The sequence below is a fragment of the Kiritimatiellia bacterium genome, assembly GCA_018001225.1.
Classification (GTDB): Bacteria; Verrucomicrobiota; Kiritimatiellia; order CAIQIC01; family JAGNIJ01; genus JAGNIJ01.
This window is the reverse complement of sequence record JAGNIJ010000039.1, coordinates 1-16,815: the sequence shown is the minus strand read 5'-3', so window position 1 is coordinate 16,815 and position 16,815 is coordinate 1. Positions and strand designations below refer to the sequence as shown.

Here is a 16,815-nt window from a genome sequence, read left to right as displayed (position 1 = left end):
GGAAACAGGATGAATTTTGCAATCGTCGGCAATCGAGGTCATTTTCTGTCAAGCAAATCACATAACCCTCACATATTTTCCAGAAAACGGTGAGTTCAAAAATGCCGCTTTCATCTGCCATATCTGCAAAAGGGCGCGAGTTCAAATCTGGTTTGCTGTCGGTTCAACTTATCCGCTTGAACTCGAAGAACTCGATCGGCGCGACGAGGCTCTGGATCCCCGCCGGCGCGGAAGGCGGCATGAGCTCGGTGGGCATGAGACGCGCGTACTTCTGCCAGGCTTCCTCCCAGTTGCCGAAGCCCCACTTGGCGTGATGCGTCATGTTCGCGTACATCGCCTTGGTCGGCTTGGTGGCCTCGTGCATGACCGCGACCTTGAGCTCGCGAGCCTGAAGCCGGCGCAGGGCCGCGGCCCCGGCAAACTTCGGCGTGGCGGCGCTGGTCCCTGACCACAAGCGCCAGCGGCCCGTGGCGTCCGGCGAGTAAACGCGATCGCCCCACATCACGCAGAGCACCCCGGCCCCATCGCCCGACCACGCCGCCGGCTTGCCGGACCGGTGCGCCGCACCGATAACACAGCAGTTCTCCAGGAGGCGTTGCGGGTAAACGATGTCATCGTCCTTGTCGTTATCGTCGTCGTTGCCTGCAGCGCCCACGTCCAGGAACCCGATCTCGGCCTGGAGCGCGGCGTAGCGCTGGGCCCAGTCGGCCCATTCGACCTGCGCGTAGAACTCGCCGAGTGTATCGTCCAGATCCCACTGCCCCCAGGACCGCGAGACCATATCGGGGCGCTCTTCCCGGATTACATCGAGGATGCGCTCCTCGGAGCTGGGGATGAACCGGGCGTTCTGGTCGAAGATGCGGCAGAAGACCAACTCGACCTTTTCGGCCAACTCGCCGGCCAGGATAGCCGCCTGCGCGGGCAACGCCAGGAGCCAGCCGCAGAGCGAGCCGTGCTCGTGGCAGATCGAATCCCGCCACGTCTCGGGCGTGGCCGTGCCGCGAATCTCGATGTTGGGCAGGAGGTCCCGGTACGGGGCATGGATGCGCTCGCCCTGGCTGTCTATGCACAGGAGCTTCACGGGGCGCCCCCGACGTATTCCTCGCCGTCGTGGTCCGGGGTGGTGTCCCAATCGTACCCCTCGGGCGCTTTGCAGCCGGCCAGCAGGACCACCGCCAGGATGACCGCAAGGATCTTCACCGCGCTCTCCGGGCACGCTGGGCCGTTTCCTCGACCGGGGCCGGCGCGGGCGCGCTGCTCTGGTTGTTGTTCACGGAGGAGTTCTCCATGAAGTACACGGGCGAGTTGTCGCCGGTCTGGATCGTGTAGGCCGTGGTACTGTGGGTGGAGCTACTCCCGCCGCTGTCCTCCAGGGCGTCGTAGACCAGGTAGCCCGCGCCAAGGTCGAGGACCGCCGCAAAGCCGTGGATGAACGGATGATCGCCGATCTCGTCCAGGGCGAATAGGTCCACCCCGACCATGACCGTCTTCCCCTCGACCTCGACGCGAACCGAGTCCTGGCGCTGCAGGAGCTGGTTCGTCAGGACGGTGGCACAGCCGGAGCTCAACAGGAGCCCCGTGGCAAACAGGAACGGCAGCAGTTTCTTCATGGTCGGTTCCTCCTAATCGTTTTTCGGGTCACGGATGCAGGGTCGCTCGGCCAGGTTCTTCGAAAGGTTGTTGAGGGAGTCCGCGACCTTATCCAGGCTCGCCCGGTAGTCGGCCCCCTGCCGGTACATCAGGTACACGCAGAAGCAGCAGACGGCCCCCAGGACCACGGTCACCGGCCACTTGCTCACGGCCTCGATGGCCTCGGGCGATGCAGGCGCGGCGCTGGCCAGGGCGGCCAGGCTCCCGACAGATATGGGTACAAGCTTGGAAAGACAGGTCATCATTTCACCTCCGCGCCTTGTTTCTTCGGGCGCCCGGGACTGGGGACCGTGATGTAAGGATCGGGCCGCTGACCATGATCCTCCTCCGGTTGGGTAGATACGGCGGCTTCCCACGCCGCGATCTCCGCATCGCGCAGCGCTTTCCGGGAGGCCTCGGCCTCTTCCCAAGAGGGACCCGTCTTTACCTCGCTATACGCCGCCAGGTACGCCGCGTGGCGCGTATCGGCCGCTTTCAGCATGGCGGCCTGCAGATCGGTCCAACTCGCCGCCGACTTCCATGCTTCGATCTCGGCGAGCTGGTACGCCAGTTCGGCGGCTCGCTCTTCGTCGATGTTACGGGTGCGGGTGATTCCGGTTACGACATCGTAATCCTCGAGAACGCGCTCTCCGTAGGCGTTGTGCTCGCAGAGCTTGGTGGCGATGCCATTGGTGTACATGATGTAGAAGGAGCTGTTGGTGGCCAGGTTGTACAGGAAGGTCTTGTGCCCGGAGATAGCTGGATGGTCCTGCCGGCCACCATCCACGACAAAAGCGCCGTCCTTCACACCGACCACGAACTGATTGCTGGACGAGGATTCAACTGGGAGGCCGTTCGCCCACACGAAGCTGTTTTTGTGCCGCGCGAAGGCATAGGCGCCCCCAGCCATGGAGTACGCGCCGGTAACGGTGTTCCCGAAGCCCCCGAGTACCCCGGCATAGGCCGCCTCGACGATGCGATTCGAATACCCGGCGGGGATCCAGGCCCCCTCGGAAGCTTTCACGTAGTTCGTTTCGCCGGCGCCGATAAAGATGTGGCTGGCCGTATTCTCAATGGTATTGCCCTTCCCGGCCACGACGGCGCTGTAGGTGACATAGTTGCCGCCGCCCGCGTTGATGGTATTGCGCGACCCGGCACCGATGAAGTTCCCGTTGCCGCCGTTGTAGTGGTAGTTGTTGTCGCCCGCCCCGATGAAGCAGTTGCTGACCCGGTAGTACGTCCTGTTGACGTTTCCGGCCCCGATGAAGTTGTTGGCGCAATTGGCGTCGTTGTCGCTGCCGTAGATGTAGTTCTCGTTGCCGCCGGATATGACGGAATAGGAGCACGGCCCCGCATACAGGCGATACCCCGGACCGATAAACGTACCCATGCCGGATGCAACACGGTTGGAGGCATTGCGGCCCGCCACGCAGAGGTCGACGGAGAACCGCCCGCGGGCGGCCCCGTAGGCTACGGACCCGTCCGGGTAACAAGCAGAGAACGACCAGTTACTTCCAAGGAAAAGGCCGCCGGCATTACTGTCGGAAGAATTCGTGCTGAAGAGCCAGGCACCTGCCTGATGGACGTTCCCTGTGCGCTCTGCGAAGTAGGTCATGCCACCGGGCGAGGCGGCAACCCAGGAGCCGTTAAGGCGAACATATCTCGAAGAATCCAAGGGAGCCTCATCCACCTTGGCATTCCAACTGGTGATCCAAGGGCTCTCGATAGTGCGGGCCGGATGTCCAAGCCACGTCAGGATATTAGTGGTGACAGTATTGGAGACAGCGCTCCATAACGGATCAGCTTCGGATAGAGCTGAAACTGGAAACGCTTGGACCCACTCGCCAGTCCCGAACGTGGCGCGATAGTGAACGGCAGTGGCCCCATCGAGATAGAGCGACCCACGGATCAGGGCCGAGTTATCCACCAGGTTGAAAGTGTCCGGCCCGATGCTGATGCGGTTCGTGGGATAGCCGGTCATGTAGCCGGTGGGGCTCGGGAACTCGGCCGAGGGCGACATACAGGTGTTGCAGCCGTAGATCAGCGTTTCGGGCACGTCAGCGCGGGCCCGGTAGCCGATGGCGATGTTCGAGGACGAGCCCAGGGCGTGATAGCCGATGGCCACACCGGAGTCGGAGCCATTGGCGCCCGACCCCAGGGCCGCACCGTAGAACCCCGCGCCAGCCGCCCTTCCAACGGCCGTACCGTGCAGGCTGACGCTGGCGTCTGCACCTACAGCCGTGCCGTTCGTGTCCGCCCGGGACGTATAGCCGATCGCCGTGCCGGAGGGCCCCGCGTCTGCGTACCAGCCCAGCGCGGCCCCCTGCCCCTGTGCAGACGCACGGAAACCCGCCGCAAGGCCATAGACCGAACGGGCATCCGCGCCGATTGCGACCGAATAATTATCGGCAGCAGCCTGGTAGCCCAGGGCTACGCCGTAGGTGTGTCCGGTGGCATTGTAGCCCATGGCGAGGCCGTGATCGTGGCCGTCGGCCTGATAGCCGAAGGCAGCGCCGTAGAGGCTGCCCACACTGTAGAACCCGAGGACCGAACCGAAGGTCGAGCCGTCGGCGTGGGAGCCGATGGCGAACCCGCCCGCGTCCGAGTTGGCCCACGTGCCGATGGCCACGGCATCGCCGGAGCCCACGGCGTTGTTGCCGATGGTGACGAGCTCACCGGCCCGGAAAGCGGTCCAGAACGGGTCCACCTCGGTCAACTGGGTGCCGGGGTTCGGAGGCTTCACCCAGGCCGCCGGGGCGGCGGTAACGCCCAGGAACAGGGCCAGCACGGCGGCCAACGCCGGCAGCGTCCGGGCCGCAGGCGGCTCGGGTTCCGGGTTATAGAGCGGCGACGGCTGGTCCTCGGCGGAACCGCCCGACACGAGATAGCGGCCGTAAACGAGCGTGCGCAGGGTGATCTCGGCGCGGATCATGGCTTGGTTGGCCTCCGGGGCGATGGACACGCCCATTTCCATGGAGAGCGTGAAGTAGATCAGGGTCTCGGCCTGCCGCAGTAGCGACAGCGGTATCTTGGTCTCGTCCTCGTCGAGTTGGTTCACGGGGTTGGAGGCGATCAAGGCCCGGATCTCGGCCGCGGTATTGGCGATGATCGAGGCGAGGCGGTCCGCCTTGGTCGGGTTCTCCACAAGCCAGTCATCGTAGAGCGGCCGGAGCTCCGACGGGAAGTCCGCCAGAATCAGTTCCTCGGTTAGCGCAATCCATTCCATATTCAGAACAAGGGGCCGGGAACGTGTTACCGCCCCGGCCCCCTTCTCCAGTTACCGACCCCGATCAGGAGGCCGAGATGTTCAGCCGCACCGCCGCGGCCGTGTTCGTCACCTTCACGTCCTCGGACCAATCGAACTTGGCCACTTCCACGCGGCCGTCGTCCCGGACGTACGAGCTCGGGACCATGTAGTTGTTCATGAGCCGGAACGTCTTCATGAAGCTCGGGTCGAGGCGCGACGGCTGGGGCATCCGGGTGAACACCAGGACCGTCGAGTCCAGCAGGAAGCTGTAGTCGGCGGCTTTGCCCTCGGGCTGGGTGTCGTAGACCATGTACGAGGTCCGCACCTCGGGACTCCCGATGAACAGCTGGTTGGCCGACTGCTCGGACGGGACCGCGAGGCCCACGCCGGACTTGCCGCCGGAACCTACGACGAAGCGGTTACGGACCGCCGCGGCGTTCTTGAAGATCTTCCAGGCGGTGGCGCCAAACAGCACGCCCACGTTCATGACCGAGCCGAACGCGCAGGCCTTGATGACCTGCAGGATCGAGGTGTCCACGTCGGAGACGGGGTCCGAAGCGGCATCCCACGTCTTGGCCGTACCGGCGCCCACCGCCTCGAGGGCGGCGTCAATGACGCGCTTCTCGTGCGACAGGGCCGCGACCTGGGCGATGGCGACCGCGCCCTCGCGCAGCATGTTCATGATCCCGTCGGCCTCGAGCTGCTCCAGGTTGTCCACGGGATAGTCCAGCGCGTGGGGCTCACAGTTGTAGGTGTCGTCGGACACCTCGAACTTGAGCTCCGTGGCCCGGCCGCCCAGTGCGCGCAGCGTGTCGGGGATGCGGAAGCGGTTCTTCTCGGTGTACTTCTTGTACCGGCCGACGCTCTTGGAGACCGGGACGGTCGGGGCCAGGAAGTCGGCGACGGGCATGACGGAGTCCTGGGCGACGCCCTGGGCGAATTCCTTCAGGACCGGGTCGCTGCTGATGGATGCGAGTCTGCTCATGGTGGTGTTCCTTTCGTGGCTTAAGGGGCCTGGGTGAGGGTCTGGCCAACGCCCTTGTAGATGATCAAGGTGTTGGTCACGGCGTTGGCCGTGGACTGCGGTACGGAGTACCAGACCTGCGTTACAGTGGTGCCGCCGGTGATACCGCCCGTGAGGGTGGCGGCCCCGTCCACCGTGGCCGCGCCGAGAACCTTCAGGACGGCCGTGGTCGCGGTGCCGCCCACGACCTGGTTGCCGGTGATCGTGGCATTACCGGAAACGGTGGCATTGCTCGTGATCGTGACGTTGCCGGGAAAGCTCACGGCCACGCTGTAGATGTTGGACATCACCTGCGTGCGGACGCCTTCGCGGAAGGACGCTTCCGGGTCCGTGGCGAACGCGAAGTACGCGGCGGCGACCAGGAGGCCGAGGGCTGCGGTCAGTTTCAGGATGCGGTTCATGATGGATTCCTTTCGGGGTTAGATCACCGTGACGAAACCGAGGCTCGCGGCCCGCATGAGGACCAGCTGGCCGTCCACGCCCGAAGACTCGGCGATGCCCAGCACGCGATAGGTGCCCGCGGCCGCGGGCAGAGCCCGGACCTTGCCCTTCTTGGCGGCGGTACCCGCCCCGTCGGCCAGGACCAGCTTGTCGCCGGGGTTGCAGGTGCCGTCCAGAACGACGCGGTAGTTCTGGCCGGCCTGGATCGGGTCCACAGACACGTTCTCCGTGTCCGCCGCGCCCTCCAGCAGGAGGTACACCGCCGGGTCGTCGTTGGCGGCGGGCAGCTTCACTTCCGGCACGCCGGTGTCATGGGTCAGCATGACCAGGCGGTCTTCCATGTCGGTCAGGTCTTCGCCCGCAAGGACGACAAATCGGCCGGTCTTCACATTGGTCTGGCTCATTGCTCGATCTCCCTTTCGGCCCTGGAGAACGCCAGGGCATACGGAATCTTCTCGGTGCTGCGGATCTGGTGGGCGCGATTGCGGATCGCCACCGCGCGGCTGATGCTGGTGGCCGGGCTTTCCTCGGCCAGCTCGGAGACGGTCCGGGCGACCACGAGCCGGTTACGGAACAGGGGCTTCGGGTCCGCCTTGGGTTCGGCCGCAGGCGCCGGCTTGGCCTCGTCCCGGACCTTGCGCAGGCCCACGAGGATACCCAGCGTCTCGTCGCGGTTATGCAGGAGCGAGGACTTCCAGAACTCGCGGCTCTCGTTCGGGATCAGGTCCTCGAAGTCGGCCAGATAGCGGTTGGCCACGTCGTCTTCCAGCGCCACCGCGTCGCCCAGGAGCGCGTCGTACTTCTGCTGGAGCTGCGCGATCAGCTGGACCAGCGCCGTGATGATGTCCGTCTCGGTGGCCGTCTCGGGGAGCTTCAGCATCTGCTTCAACTGCGCCAGGTCCACCTTCTCGGGGGCCGGCGTCTCGGTCGGTTGCTCTGCCATGTTCGTGTCCTTTCTTGGGCAAAAGAAAAAGGCGGCAACTGGTGAGTTGGCACCAACTTGCCGCCTTTCTCTGGGATGCCTCGCGGTTAATTAGGCCGCGCGGTTGCCCTAAAGCTCTGTGGTTAGATTCGGTCTCTCATTGTGGATATGCTTACTATATCGCCATTGGAATGTCAAGGCTTATTATTTGCTGGGGTCGGCGAATAGCCGAGATAAAATGTGAAAGCGGTTGGGAACATGTATGGACGAGCTGTCGCATAACACATTCATAATCGTTGCGTCATGTCGCCAGTGCGGGCAGCATAAAGATCACAAGAAATGTGCTCGACAAGGTTGAGATAAGACAGGAGACGCAATGGACAAGACACTTGCCGACTTACTACTTGCGCAAGTCATGAACGAGCCTGGCGTTGTTGACGACCTGTGGCAATGCAAGAACGGCACCCCCACGGATCGGCATGGTGTTGAAGCGTGTCTGCGCATCGACAAACAACTGGGGGGACAAGGGGTCCCCGCCAGCGAGATCGCTGTGGAATTGAGTCACAATGCGGGACTGTACATCGACTTCCTATTGGACCCAGCCAGGTATCCAGAACAGTTTCGCAAAAAGGCGGAGGCCATGTTTCCACCGCTAGGCCACATGCCACGATGGAGTACCCCTCCAGGATTCAAGAACGACGCAGGTATGCAGAAGTGGCCAAACAGAATGACGTCGAACAGCAGAGACACGAGGTTGCGACTAGGCGGCGCGTCTGCAGCATTGATCATAGTTGAGGAACCGTCAGAAACACGCCTTCGCTTTCCCTGGCAACAAGCACTTTTCGCCCACCGGCATTTGACCATTTGGGATCCTCCGGAAATGCGACCACGGTTTCCTCGTATATCATCGCACTACATCAGAATAGCGACAACTCAAGCGTACGAAGTCTGCTACAGCGATCATAGACTTCAATACGCCAAAGTACCCCTGCTTATTGAACCCGGACTTGAGTGTATGATAGAATTTCAGTCACTTTCCCTCGAAATAGAGAAGCCATATTTCGAGGCGTTTCTTCAGAGCATAACATAAATGATGAATTCTACCTCAACAACCGGCTGTACCATGCGACGCTTTGCGCCACTGGTTCGCTTGAATCTTCGGTCGACAGGATATAATTCTTGAGCTAGGAAACAAAATGACCGGCATAGCTCGCTACCTCAGCACGCTTTGGTATTCGCGTCGCTTAAGAAGCCGAGACTGTCGTATCCGCGAAGCAGCAGTACGGGGTCTAGCAACAACGGGTAGCACACGGCTAATCGATCTCCTACTGCCGACACTTGATGACGACGATGGGGTCGTAGTCAACTCTGCCATCAATGCGTTGGGCAACTCCGGTGACACGCGAGCAGCCGAAGCCTTAATCCACTTCCTTAAGAGGCCCGAACGTGACCGGTGCTGCAATCATACAGGGGCGATTGACGCCTTGGGTAAACTCGGAGACAAGCGAGCGATCGACGTGCTTAGAGGCATTCTAGGTTCAGAAGATGCAAGTAAGCGGCGCGCCGCAGCATCATCTCTGGCAGAATTAGGCGAACTACAATGGAAAACCTGGATACGAGGGGAGGACTTGGACTTCAGAAGACTCGGGCTAAGCAACCATCCACAGGCAGTCGACTTATTGGTGTCAACACTGCAAAACAGCCATTGGGCTAACGACCGGGCCCAAGCAGTCTTTGGCCTCCTGAAGTGCGGAGGAGCGCAGGCCTACAGTCACTTAATTGCAGCTTTGCAGGACCCAGACCTCGTGGTTCGGATGGCTGCCGCCGATGCTCTAGGCGAACTTGGCGACAATCGCGCTACCGAGCATTTGATTGACGTTCTGGACGGAGATATACGGCTTAACGCCGCAGGCGCGCTCGCGAAACTTGGCGAACCGCAGTGGGCCTCATGGATCCGTGGAGAATCCGACGACATCGACCGGCTATCCGCAAGCGGAGATAGTCGTGCACGGGCCATCCTTTTCAAGATGCTTACGTGGTCGTCCCCTTTTCGACCGGGATGGGGTGGATCATGTCGCCCGTTGACGGAAATAGACAGGAACCGCATCATTGGCATCTTTCAGAAACATGAGACTGAATGGCTCCCACTTCTTCTTGACGCATTCCATCAATCGAATTGTAATGAACCTGTCCTTGTTGAAGTTCTAAGGTCGTTCACAACACAGTCAGCTATCGAGCAGATAATTGCCTCTCTGAGCGTGCTTTCGCAGAATGCGGGTACAGATTACTCTCACGGATCTCGTGTATCCCACAAAGTTATTGAGTATGTTAGATCAAGAGCGCGCCTAGACCGCTTCAAGGATTCCAGCCCGACATTATTGCAATCCTTGCAGGATGAGGATTTCTCTATCAGAGCGCGGGCTGCACGCTTACTAAGTCAAAAGGGCGATCCAAGGTGCGCGGAACTCCTTTTGAACATCATTGCAAGACCTACACTGGAGAAGATCGCCAACGACAGCAGATACGTTAACCGGCACTTCGAACCTGATAGCGATATGGTCACCATTGTCGTTGAGGTTCTGTGTTCAGACTGTAGCCCTGAAACCAGGCAATGCTTGGAAAGAATTGTCAGGCATAACCATTATCGGTGGCATATTGAAAGCGTCGATGAAAAGGTGACATACGCTCTTGCGAAGATTGGCATGCCCGAGAGTGTTCACGCAATATGCGAACGACTGCGAGACGCCGGCCTTATGCGCCTTCACATCTCCGACGTGAAGCATGCGGGTTGGGTGATGGATATAACTGAGGCGCGAGTCAAAGCAATCGTGAGGCACTTGTCAGCGCTACTTGAGTGTATTCGTCAGAAGGGCATGCTAAGCCAGCATCACTATGATGAGATCTCCTCACTGGGCCAGCGGATTGAGATTTCTTGGGAGGGGGGAATCCTTCATGACCGAGGGCATGACAATGATTATGAGACAGTCATCGGCGGGCGCTCAATAGAGCTGACGTCTCTGTATGTCGCTATGGGTCTTGACGCGAAATGAATAGATACATGCCTTCACAACGCGCGCCAGACACGACAACAAGAAGAGGGACGAATCCCGCCTGACTGACTGCGGGAAGCTAAGGGCCACATCAAACGGCAGGCTTTTTGGCTAAGGCTGATATATCCCGATAGGTATGAAGACTTTTCCCCGCCAGTTCTTCGGCCCCTGCTTGTAGGCCTGATGCCCCCCTGGTTGGCTTTCAAAAACACCAACCCTGCGATGCTAACCATCAAGGACGCGCCATCCACTTGCAGAGCTTGCGTTACAAGACCGCATCTGATTTTATGTACTTATGAATATTTGGCTTCTTCCATGTCTAGGACGCAGGACAATCGTACGGCCCTCACCTCTCTGCCGATTGGCCTTGTTATGCACGCTTCTCATGGCCTGCTCACACCAGGCTGAAAGCCTGATCTACCACGTGGCAACCAATGGCGCGGATACACCCCCCTACTTAAGTTGGACATCGGCCGCACGTACACTTCAAGCCGCCGTCAACCTGACGACGAACGGCGACACGGTCATCGTCGGCGAAGGGACTTATTCGGGCTTCGGTGCCACATACTACGGCCCCAACGTGGTCGTCATCACCAACGGGATTACCCTGATCAGTTCGAATAATGCTGAGTCCACGTGGATTGACGGAGGCGGTTCAAACCGCTGCGTGCTCATCGCTAACACGGGAGCTGTCGTAGAAGGGTTTACCATCCTGCGGGGATACGTCACGGCCAGCAATCCCGTGGATACCGCTTTTATTGACTACGTTAACTATGCCGCTTGTGGGGGTGGGGTTTTTATCCAGAATGGCGGGACGTTAAGGGCCTGCACAGTCCGTGACAACCTGGCTCACGGAATCCTGTACGCTGTGGATGTATTCCCCCGGCCTCCGGGAGCGCGCGGAGGCGGTATCTATGCGAAGACCGCCACCAACAACGGATATGTCATGATTGACCGTTGCGCGGTTGAGAGCAACGCGGCCATCACATCTTCCAGAACCAACGGATACTACGGGGGCAGTCCATATGGCGGCGGTGTGTTTCTGCAGGGAGCCAACGGGACGAATGCTTCAGGAGTTCTGCGTAATTCCAGAGTGGCCGGCAACCTGGTGACGTGCAGCAACATCATCAACAGCGCCGAAGGCGCTGGGGCAATGTTGACTCGAACCGCCCTTGTTCAAGGATGCACATTCACTGGCAATTACTCCGTGAATGGAAACGGAGGAGGATTGAGCCTAGACCGATCAAGGGCGATTGGCTGCATCGTACGCAATAATCGGGCCGACTTGAGCGGCGGCGGAGTAACTTTATATACCCGCGCGACATTGCTTAATTCAGTAGTTGCGGAAAATAGCGGCGGCGGTTGCATATCAAGCGGCTACTCCAACCATTTCATCAGCTGCGTCATCGTGCTGAATACCAACATTGGCGTGAGCGGGATTGGCGTGGCCAACGGGCTGACTATTCGAGATCCCGATCGGGCGGTGAATAACATCGTGCGGTATAATTACGACAAGATGGGCCAGGAAGATAACTGGGAATACAGCGATGGATTCTCTCCTTATACGCCATTCACGATTGATTATTCCTGCTTGTTCCCCCTGCCGACAAGCGGAGTCGGCAATATCACTCTGGATCCGGTATTTGCGGACGAAATCTTCCGGCCCGCGCCCGCCTCCCCCTGCGTAGATGCAGGCCCTTCCAGCACTGTGGATATCGGCGCAAGTGACTTCAACGGTGTAGCCCGTATATTGAATGGGCGCGCCGATATCGGTGCATTTGAAGCATGGGAATGGGGTTCAGCATCCATACGCGCAGCGGCATCCAACGCCATTACTTGGAACGTCGTTTCCGGGGCGGTCTGCCGCATGGAACGCTCAACAGACCTGATGGCTCAAAACTGGACTCCTATCGGCTCAACTGCGACCGGAGGACCCGCGCCACTTATTTTCGGCGATATGGACGGGTTCACTTCCGCGCATTACCGAATTCGCGCTCTCACACCATAGCCAGTTACCTCCCATCGAGATGCGCGTTAGACTGATCACGCCGCTATTGATGCAGTTCAACGTGCCGACGCAGTGATGCGGCACTGCATATGATTACGAATGTTCTACCTGACAGGGCTTGACTACCTTCCCTCGCCAGTTCTTCGGCTCCTGCTTGTAGGCCTGATAGACCCCCTGCCCCGCCAGGAACGCGTTCCATGAAACCGGGATGCTCGACGGCAGCTTGCCACCCACGGTATTGCCGTGGGCCATGAGAGCGGAACCGCCCTTGCCTTTGGCTATTCATTCGCTATCCTGATCCTCCGAAGGTGGACTTGAACCCCATCAGTTCATCCACATGCTGGGCGTACACCACGGCCTGCTGTGTACGTCGCTGACGCGCCGCTCCAGAAGCCGTACGTCGCCAGAGGAATGACTAATGACGCACAAATATTCTTGTGACGATGCGGCAACAGATATGGAGGCTGTACGGAAGTGCTGCGGCTATGGAGACCCTTCCGCAGCAGTCGCCTTCGCCGAAATCGTTGACCGGCTCGTAGCCGATTTAGCGCCGTCCGAGTTCGCGAGGCAGCCGCAAGTCGTTGCCTTTGTCTTCACGGGTCTATTTTCCCTCAGAGACTGGGTCTTTAACTCACACTACAGACCTAGCACCGATAAAGCCCGCAAAGTGTTCAGGAGTTTCGATGGAGAACTGCGCCTTCGTCTGAGTCAATGCAATGCGGGTGGTAGCTATTCCGAGCCAGACAACGTGGATCCATTCGCGCTTTGGGATTTCTACCACAATGAATTCTTGCCCGTGGTTGCAGCATTGCGATCCACTGGAGACGCAAAGACCAGTCTCGACTTCTTGTCGAGAGAATGAGGAAGGAACGGCGAATCGGGTCGCCGCGACTGACTGGGGGTTGCTCATCCAGCCATCGGCGCCACGCCAGCTGGCCTACTCGGTCAAGGTTGATCTACGCGAAGCGGCTTGAATATCTTCCCCCGCCAGTTCTTCGGCCCCTGCTTGTACGCCTGATAGACACCCTGCCCCGCTAGGAACGCATTCCATGAAACAGGGATGCTCGACGGCAGTTTACCGCCCACGGTGTTGCCGTAGGCCATGAGGCCGACACCGGCCGCGTGCTGCGGGTTATAGAGCGTCTTCAGTTCCGATGGATCACGGTACCTGATCGCCTTCGAAACAGTTGAGGCAGCGAACTTGCCGAACCCGGCAATGGCCGGCGTGAAGCTGTGAATGGACTTGCCGGCCATGTTGAATGGCTTCTGCTTCGCCCGCTCGACCTGGAGCCGGTCCGCTTCCTTGGCCGTGATGTGACCGGCCTTTCGCGCGGCCTCTATGGTATCGTACTGGTATTCTTGGTAGGCGCGCTCCGCCAGGTCCTTGGTGTACTTGCCACCGACGTAGAAGCGCGTCTGCTTCTCGACCGGATTCCCGAGCGTGCCCGTGGCGAACATGACCGCGCGCTTGAGCGGAGTGTCGGTGATGTCGGCGTCGGGGTTCAGGATGAACGGCTGGCCTTGGGCAAAGGCTCGCTCCATATCGGCGCGATAGTTGTCTTTGATACCCTGCTCGGCCGTGTGAACCGCCGTGGCCCCTGCAGTCACGTAAGCGGCGCGGGCGAGCGAACCGATCGCAGCCTGCTTGAGCCTCGTGGCCTTGGCGTCGACCTTGCCGGCCATTTTGACCAGGTGCGCGGCGGACCGCCGCGACCCCGCGATCCCTGCTTCCGCCGCGAAGAACTTCCCGGCGCCTTCCTGGTACATTCGTTCGGCCGACGGCCAGAACGCGCGGGCGCCTTTGTGCGAAGTCCCCAGAACCTCGTGGGCCTTCCACTTCATCCAGTCGTGTTGCGACTGGGCCAGCCGCGCGATCTTCTCCGCCTGCGCCCGCAACTCCGCCGCGCGGCCGGTAAGCCCCTGCGCGAGCTGGTACTTCTTCAAGGCGCGCGGCATCTCGGCGAACTGCTTGATCTCCGCGCCGGTGAACCCGGCCACGGCGTTGTACGCCTTGGCGACCCAGCCAAGCGGCGTCTTGATGACCCCCGGCGTGTGGCCGGCCACCGCGGCCTGGGCGGCCTTGATCTTGCTGCCGGCCGCCCCCAACACTTCGCCGAGGCGGGACATGCCGGGGAGGCTGCCGATCCCGATCCTCGCGATCTTGAGCCCCGAGAGCGCCGCGACCGTATTCGCGGCGTCCTGAACCAGGGCGAGCAAGTGATCCGTTCGCGGGTTCATGGTCGGGTTCTGGTCCCGATAATAACCAACGGCCTGGCCGGTGCCGAGCGCCCCGCCAAAGACAGCCAGCGATCGAAGGAACGCCTTCAGCTTCGGCGTCTTGCGCCCTATGGCGCGGGCGGCCCCGGCCGCTTTCGATCCAGTTCCGATGATGACACCGCCGGGGAATGCCGAGGCGAGGGCATAGACCTCGTCGCTGGACATGCCGGGGAAGAAGCCATCGTACAAGTAGGCGGCCGTATCGGTCAGGATCTCCGGGATCGAGCGGTCCAACTGCGCCGCGGCCTGCTCCGGGGTTTGCCCTTTGTAGGTCGAGGCGTGCATCGTGACGCGCGAGTCATAGGACCGGCCCTTCCCGCCCGATCCACCACCGCTGCCCCCACCCCCGCCGCCACGCAGGCGGGCGAACATGGCCCTACGCTGCTCGTCGGTCTGATAGCCGCCGCGCCAGTTGGAAAGCAGGACAGCCATTACTCCCCCGAGATTCGATCTTGGTGGCGCTGCCAGGCGCGTTGCATTTCCTGCTTGGCCTGCCAATCAGGCATGGCGCCGCGCTTACTGCGGGCCGCGATGTCATCCGCTTCGGATTGCCAGCGGAGGAACGAGTTCACTTCCGCGTCCGAGACCTCCGGGTTGTGGTGAGTCGGGCCCGGATCGGTACCCCGCAGCGGCGCGTCCTGGTACTGGGCCGTGCTGCGCGGTACGATCTGGATAGGATCGCCATCCACACCAGGGATGGGCCGGTTATAGGCGTTGGCCTTGTCCTGCCGGGCCTGGAGGCGCTGCTGCCAACTGGCGTCCCGGCCGACTACGCCAATGGACGTGGCCTCCTTGACCATCGAGGGGATGTCCACCGTGGCCGGGTCCACACCGAGCTTCTGCAAGCCGCGGATCACGGCGCCCTCGTCGCCGTTGGCGGCATCGCGCCACAGCGTCTTGAGCGTGGTGACCTTCTGCTTCTCCTGGCGAGCCTGGGCCTCGGGCGAGTTGGCCTTGGCTGCTTGAGCCGCCGCGCGGGCCTCTGCCTTGTCCTCGGCGATCTGCGCACGGATGGCCTCGCGGTCCTGGCGGGCCAGTTCCCGGCTATCGGCGTTCCACTCGAGACGCCCCGCCTCTTCCAAGGCTTCCCGACTGCGGATTCGCTCCAGTTCGATGGCCGCGTCGATCTTGTTGATCCGTTCCTGGGCCTCGCGGACGATATCCTCATACTGGTACTGGTCCTTCGCGTTCTGCTCGGCCACTTTGTCGAAGAACGCCTGGAGCGCCGCCTTCTGCTTCTTGGGGTCCTTGTACTTGGCCTTGATCTGCTTCTCGATGGAGCGGAATTGAGCCCGGACCGCCTGGTTCTGGGCCTCGGCCGCCTGGACCTGGGCCTTGATGTCGAACAGGTGCATTCCGCTTCGCAGGAGTTCACGTTCAAGGGCCCGCGTGTCGATGAGCTCGAAGCTGCGCGGCTCGGGCGGCGGCGGAATACTGGCCTCCAAGTTTTTCTTTTGCTGCTCAAGGGAGGCGATTCGAGCCTCGTAGTCGCGCGAGCTGTCGTAGTTCAGCGGCCGATAGGACGAAGAGGAGCCGCCGCCCCCTCCGCCTCCACCGCCGCCGCGAAGGCGAGCGAACATAGCTCGGCGCTGCTCGTCGGTCATGAACTGGACCGGCGTCCCGGCATTGGCCAGGTGAACCGCCCGGTTTCCTAGCCCGATCAGCCGCATGTAGGATTCCGCCTGGGCCGTGGACAGCGGCGACGAATGGGGCTTGCCGCCGTATTGGTACCAGCGGAAGTACTCGGCAGAGGGCTCCGCGAATTCGTAGATGGACGGCCGCGCGGCCGTGCCCGTCGTGTTCAACTGAACGGCCCGGCCGGCCGCAGCCGCAGCGGACTGGGCCAGCTTCACGGAATAGGCCATGCCCTGGATCGCACCGAGCAACTGCAGGGCCTCCGAGCCCGACATGCCAGGGAAAAGGCCGTCGTAGAGATACTCGGCGGCGTCCCCGAGGATGGACGGGATGGAGCGGTCCAGCCTGGCGGCGGCCTCTTCCGGGGTCTCGCCCTTGTAGGTCGAGGGGTGCATCGTGACCCGGGACTCATAGGACCGGCCTGACTCGGCGCCCTCACGAATCTTGGCAAACATCGCCTTGCGGTCCTCATCGGTCATAGATCGGGCAGGCTTCGGGGAGGGCGCGCGCTTAGGGTTTGGCGGTGAGGTTGGGGCAAAGTGCTCGTCTCCTTCTCCGAAGCCATACCAGCCACTGTCACGC

The 16,815-nt window shown here is 61.1% G+C and carries 13 protein-coding genes; 3 read left to right on the top strand and 10 right to left on the bottom strand.

What is annotated here, in order from left to right; translation table 11 throughout:
• Positions 1-163: 163 nt before the first annotated feature.
• From KA248_12300 to KA248_12265, 8 genes are all read right to left on the bottom strand, one after another.
• Positions 164-1,081 carry a S8 family serine peptidase gene (locus tag KA248_12300; GenBank protein ID MBP7830688.1) on the bottom strand — a complete coding sequence of 306 codons (918 nt, stop codon included), beginning with the start codon at positions 1,079-1,081 and terminating at the stop codon, positions 164-166.
• A gap of 115 nt (positions 1,082-1,196) precedes the next feature.
• On the bottom strand, positions 1,197-1,610 hold the full coding sequence (locus tag KA248_12295; protein ID MBP7830687.1) for a hypothetical protein: 414 nt from the start codon (positions 1,608-1,610) through the stop codon (positions 1,197-1,199).
• A 12-nt stretch (positions 1,611-1,622) separates the two neighbouring features.
• Positions 1,623-1,895, bottom strand: a complete 273-nt coding sequence (locus KA248_12290) for a hypothetical protein (protein MBP7830686.1) — start codon at positions 1,893-1,895, stop codon at positions 1,623-1,625.
• Positions 1,892-4,855: a hypothetical protein gene (locus tag KA248_12285; protein MBP7830685.1), complete on the bottom strand. Its 2,964-nt coding sequence runs from the start codon at positions 4,853-4,855 to the stop codon at positions 1,892-1,894. The genes KA248_12290 and KA248_12285 overlap by 4 nt, the downstream gene beginning before the upstream one ends.
• Positions 4,856-4,919: 64 nt before the next feature.
• On the bottom strand, positions 4,920-5,861 hold the full coding sequence (locus KA248_12280) for a hypothetical protein (GenBank protein MBP7830684.1): 942 nt from the start codon (positions 5,859-5,861) through the stop codon (positions 4,920-4,922).
• Positions 5,862-5,881: 20 nt separating this feature from the next.
• Positions 5,882-6,301, bottom strand: coding sequence for a hypothetical protein (locus KA248_12275; protein ID MBP7830683.1), 420 nt, complete (start codon positions 6,299-6,301; stop codon positions 5,882-5,884).
• An 18-nt stretch (positions 6,302-6,319) separates the two neighbouring features.
• Positions 6,320-6,745 carry a hypothetical protein gene (locus tag KA248_12270; GenBank protein ID MBP7830682.1) on the bottom strand — a complete coding sequence of 142 codons (426 nt, stop codon included), beginning with the start codon at positions 6,743-6,745 and terminating at the stop codon, positions 6,320-6,322.
• Positions 6,742-7,284 carry a hypothetical protein gene (locus KA248_12265; GenBank protein ID MBP7830681.1) on the bottom strand — a complete coding sequence of 181 codons (543 nt, stop codon included), beginning with the start codon at positions 7,282-7,284 and terminating at the stop codon, positions 6,742-6,744. Before KA248_12265 ends, KA248_12270 begins: the two co-directional genes overlap by 4 nt.
• A 1,175-nt stretch (positions 7,285-8,459) precedes the next feature.
• Here KA248_12265 and KA248_12260 point away from each other — a divergent pair.
• From KA248_12260 to KA248_12250, 3 genes are all read left to right on the top strand, one after another.
• Complete coding sequence (locus KA248_12260) at positions 8,460-10,313, top strand: HEAT repeat domain-containing protein (protein MBP7830680.1); 1,854 nt, start codon at positions 8,460-8,462, stop codon at positions 10,311-10,313.
• A gap of 385 nt (positions 10,314-10,698) precedes the next feature.
• Complete coding sequence (locus KA248_12255; GenBank protein ID MBP7830679.1) at positions 10,699-12,321, top strand: hypothetical protein; 1,623 nt, start codon at positions 10,699-10,701, stop codon at positions 12,319-12,321.
• A 418-nt stretch (positions 12,322-12,739) separates the two neighbouring features.
• Positions 12,740-13,183, top strand: a complete 444-nt coding sequence (locus tag KA248_12250) for a hypothetical protein (GenBank protein MBP7830678.1) — start codon at positions 12,740-12,742, stop codon at positions 13,181-13,183.
• A gap of 83 nt (positions 13,184-13,266) precedes the next feature.
• Here the strand turns inward: KA248_12250 and KA248_12245 are convergent, their stop codons facing one another.
• Positions 13,267-15,030, bottom strand: coding sequence for a hypothetical protein (locus tag KA248_12245; GenBank protein ID MBP7830677.1), 1,764 nt, complete (start codon positions 15,028-15,030; stop codon positions 13,267-13,269).
• On the bottom strand, positions 15,030-16,712 hold the full coding sequence (locus KA248_12240) for a hypothetical protein (protein MBP7830676.1): 1,683 nt from the start codon (positions 16,710-16,712) through the stop codon (positions 15,030-15,032). Before KA248_12240 ends, KA248_12245 begins: the two co-directional genes overlap by 1 nt.
• Between the last annotated feature and the right edge of the window lie 103 nt (positions 16,713-16,815).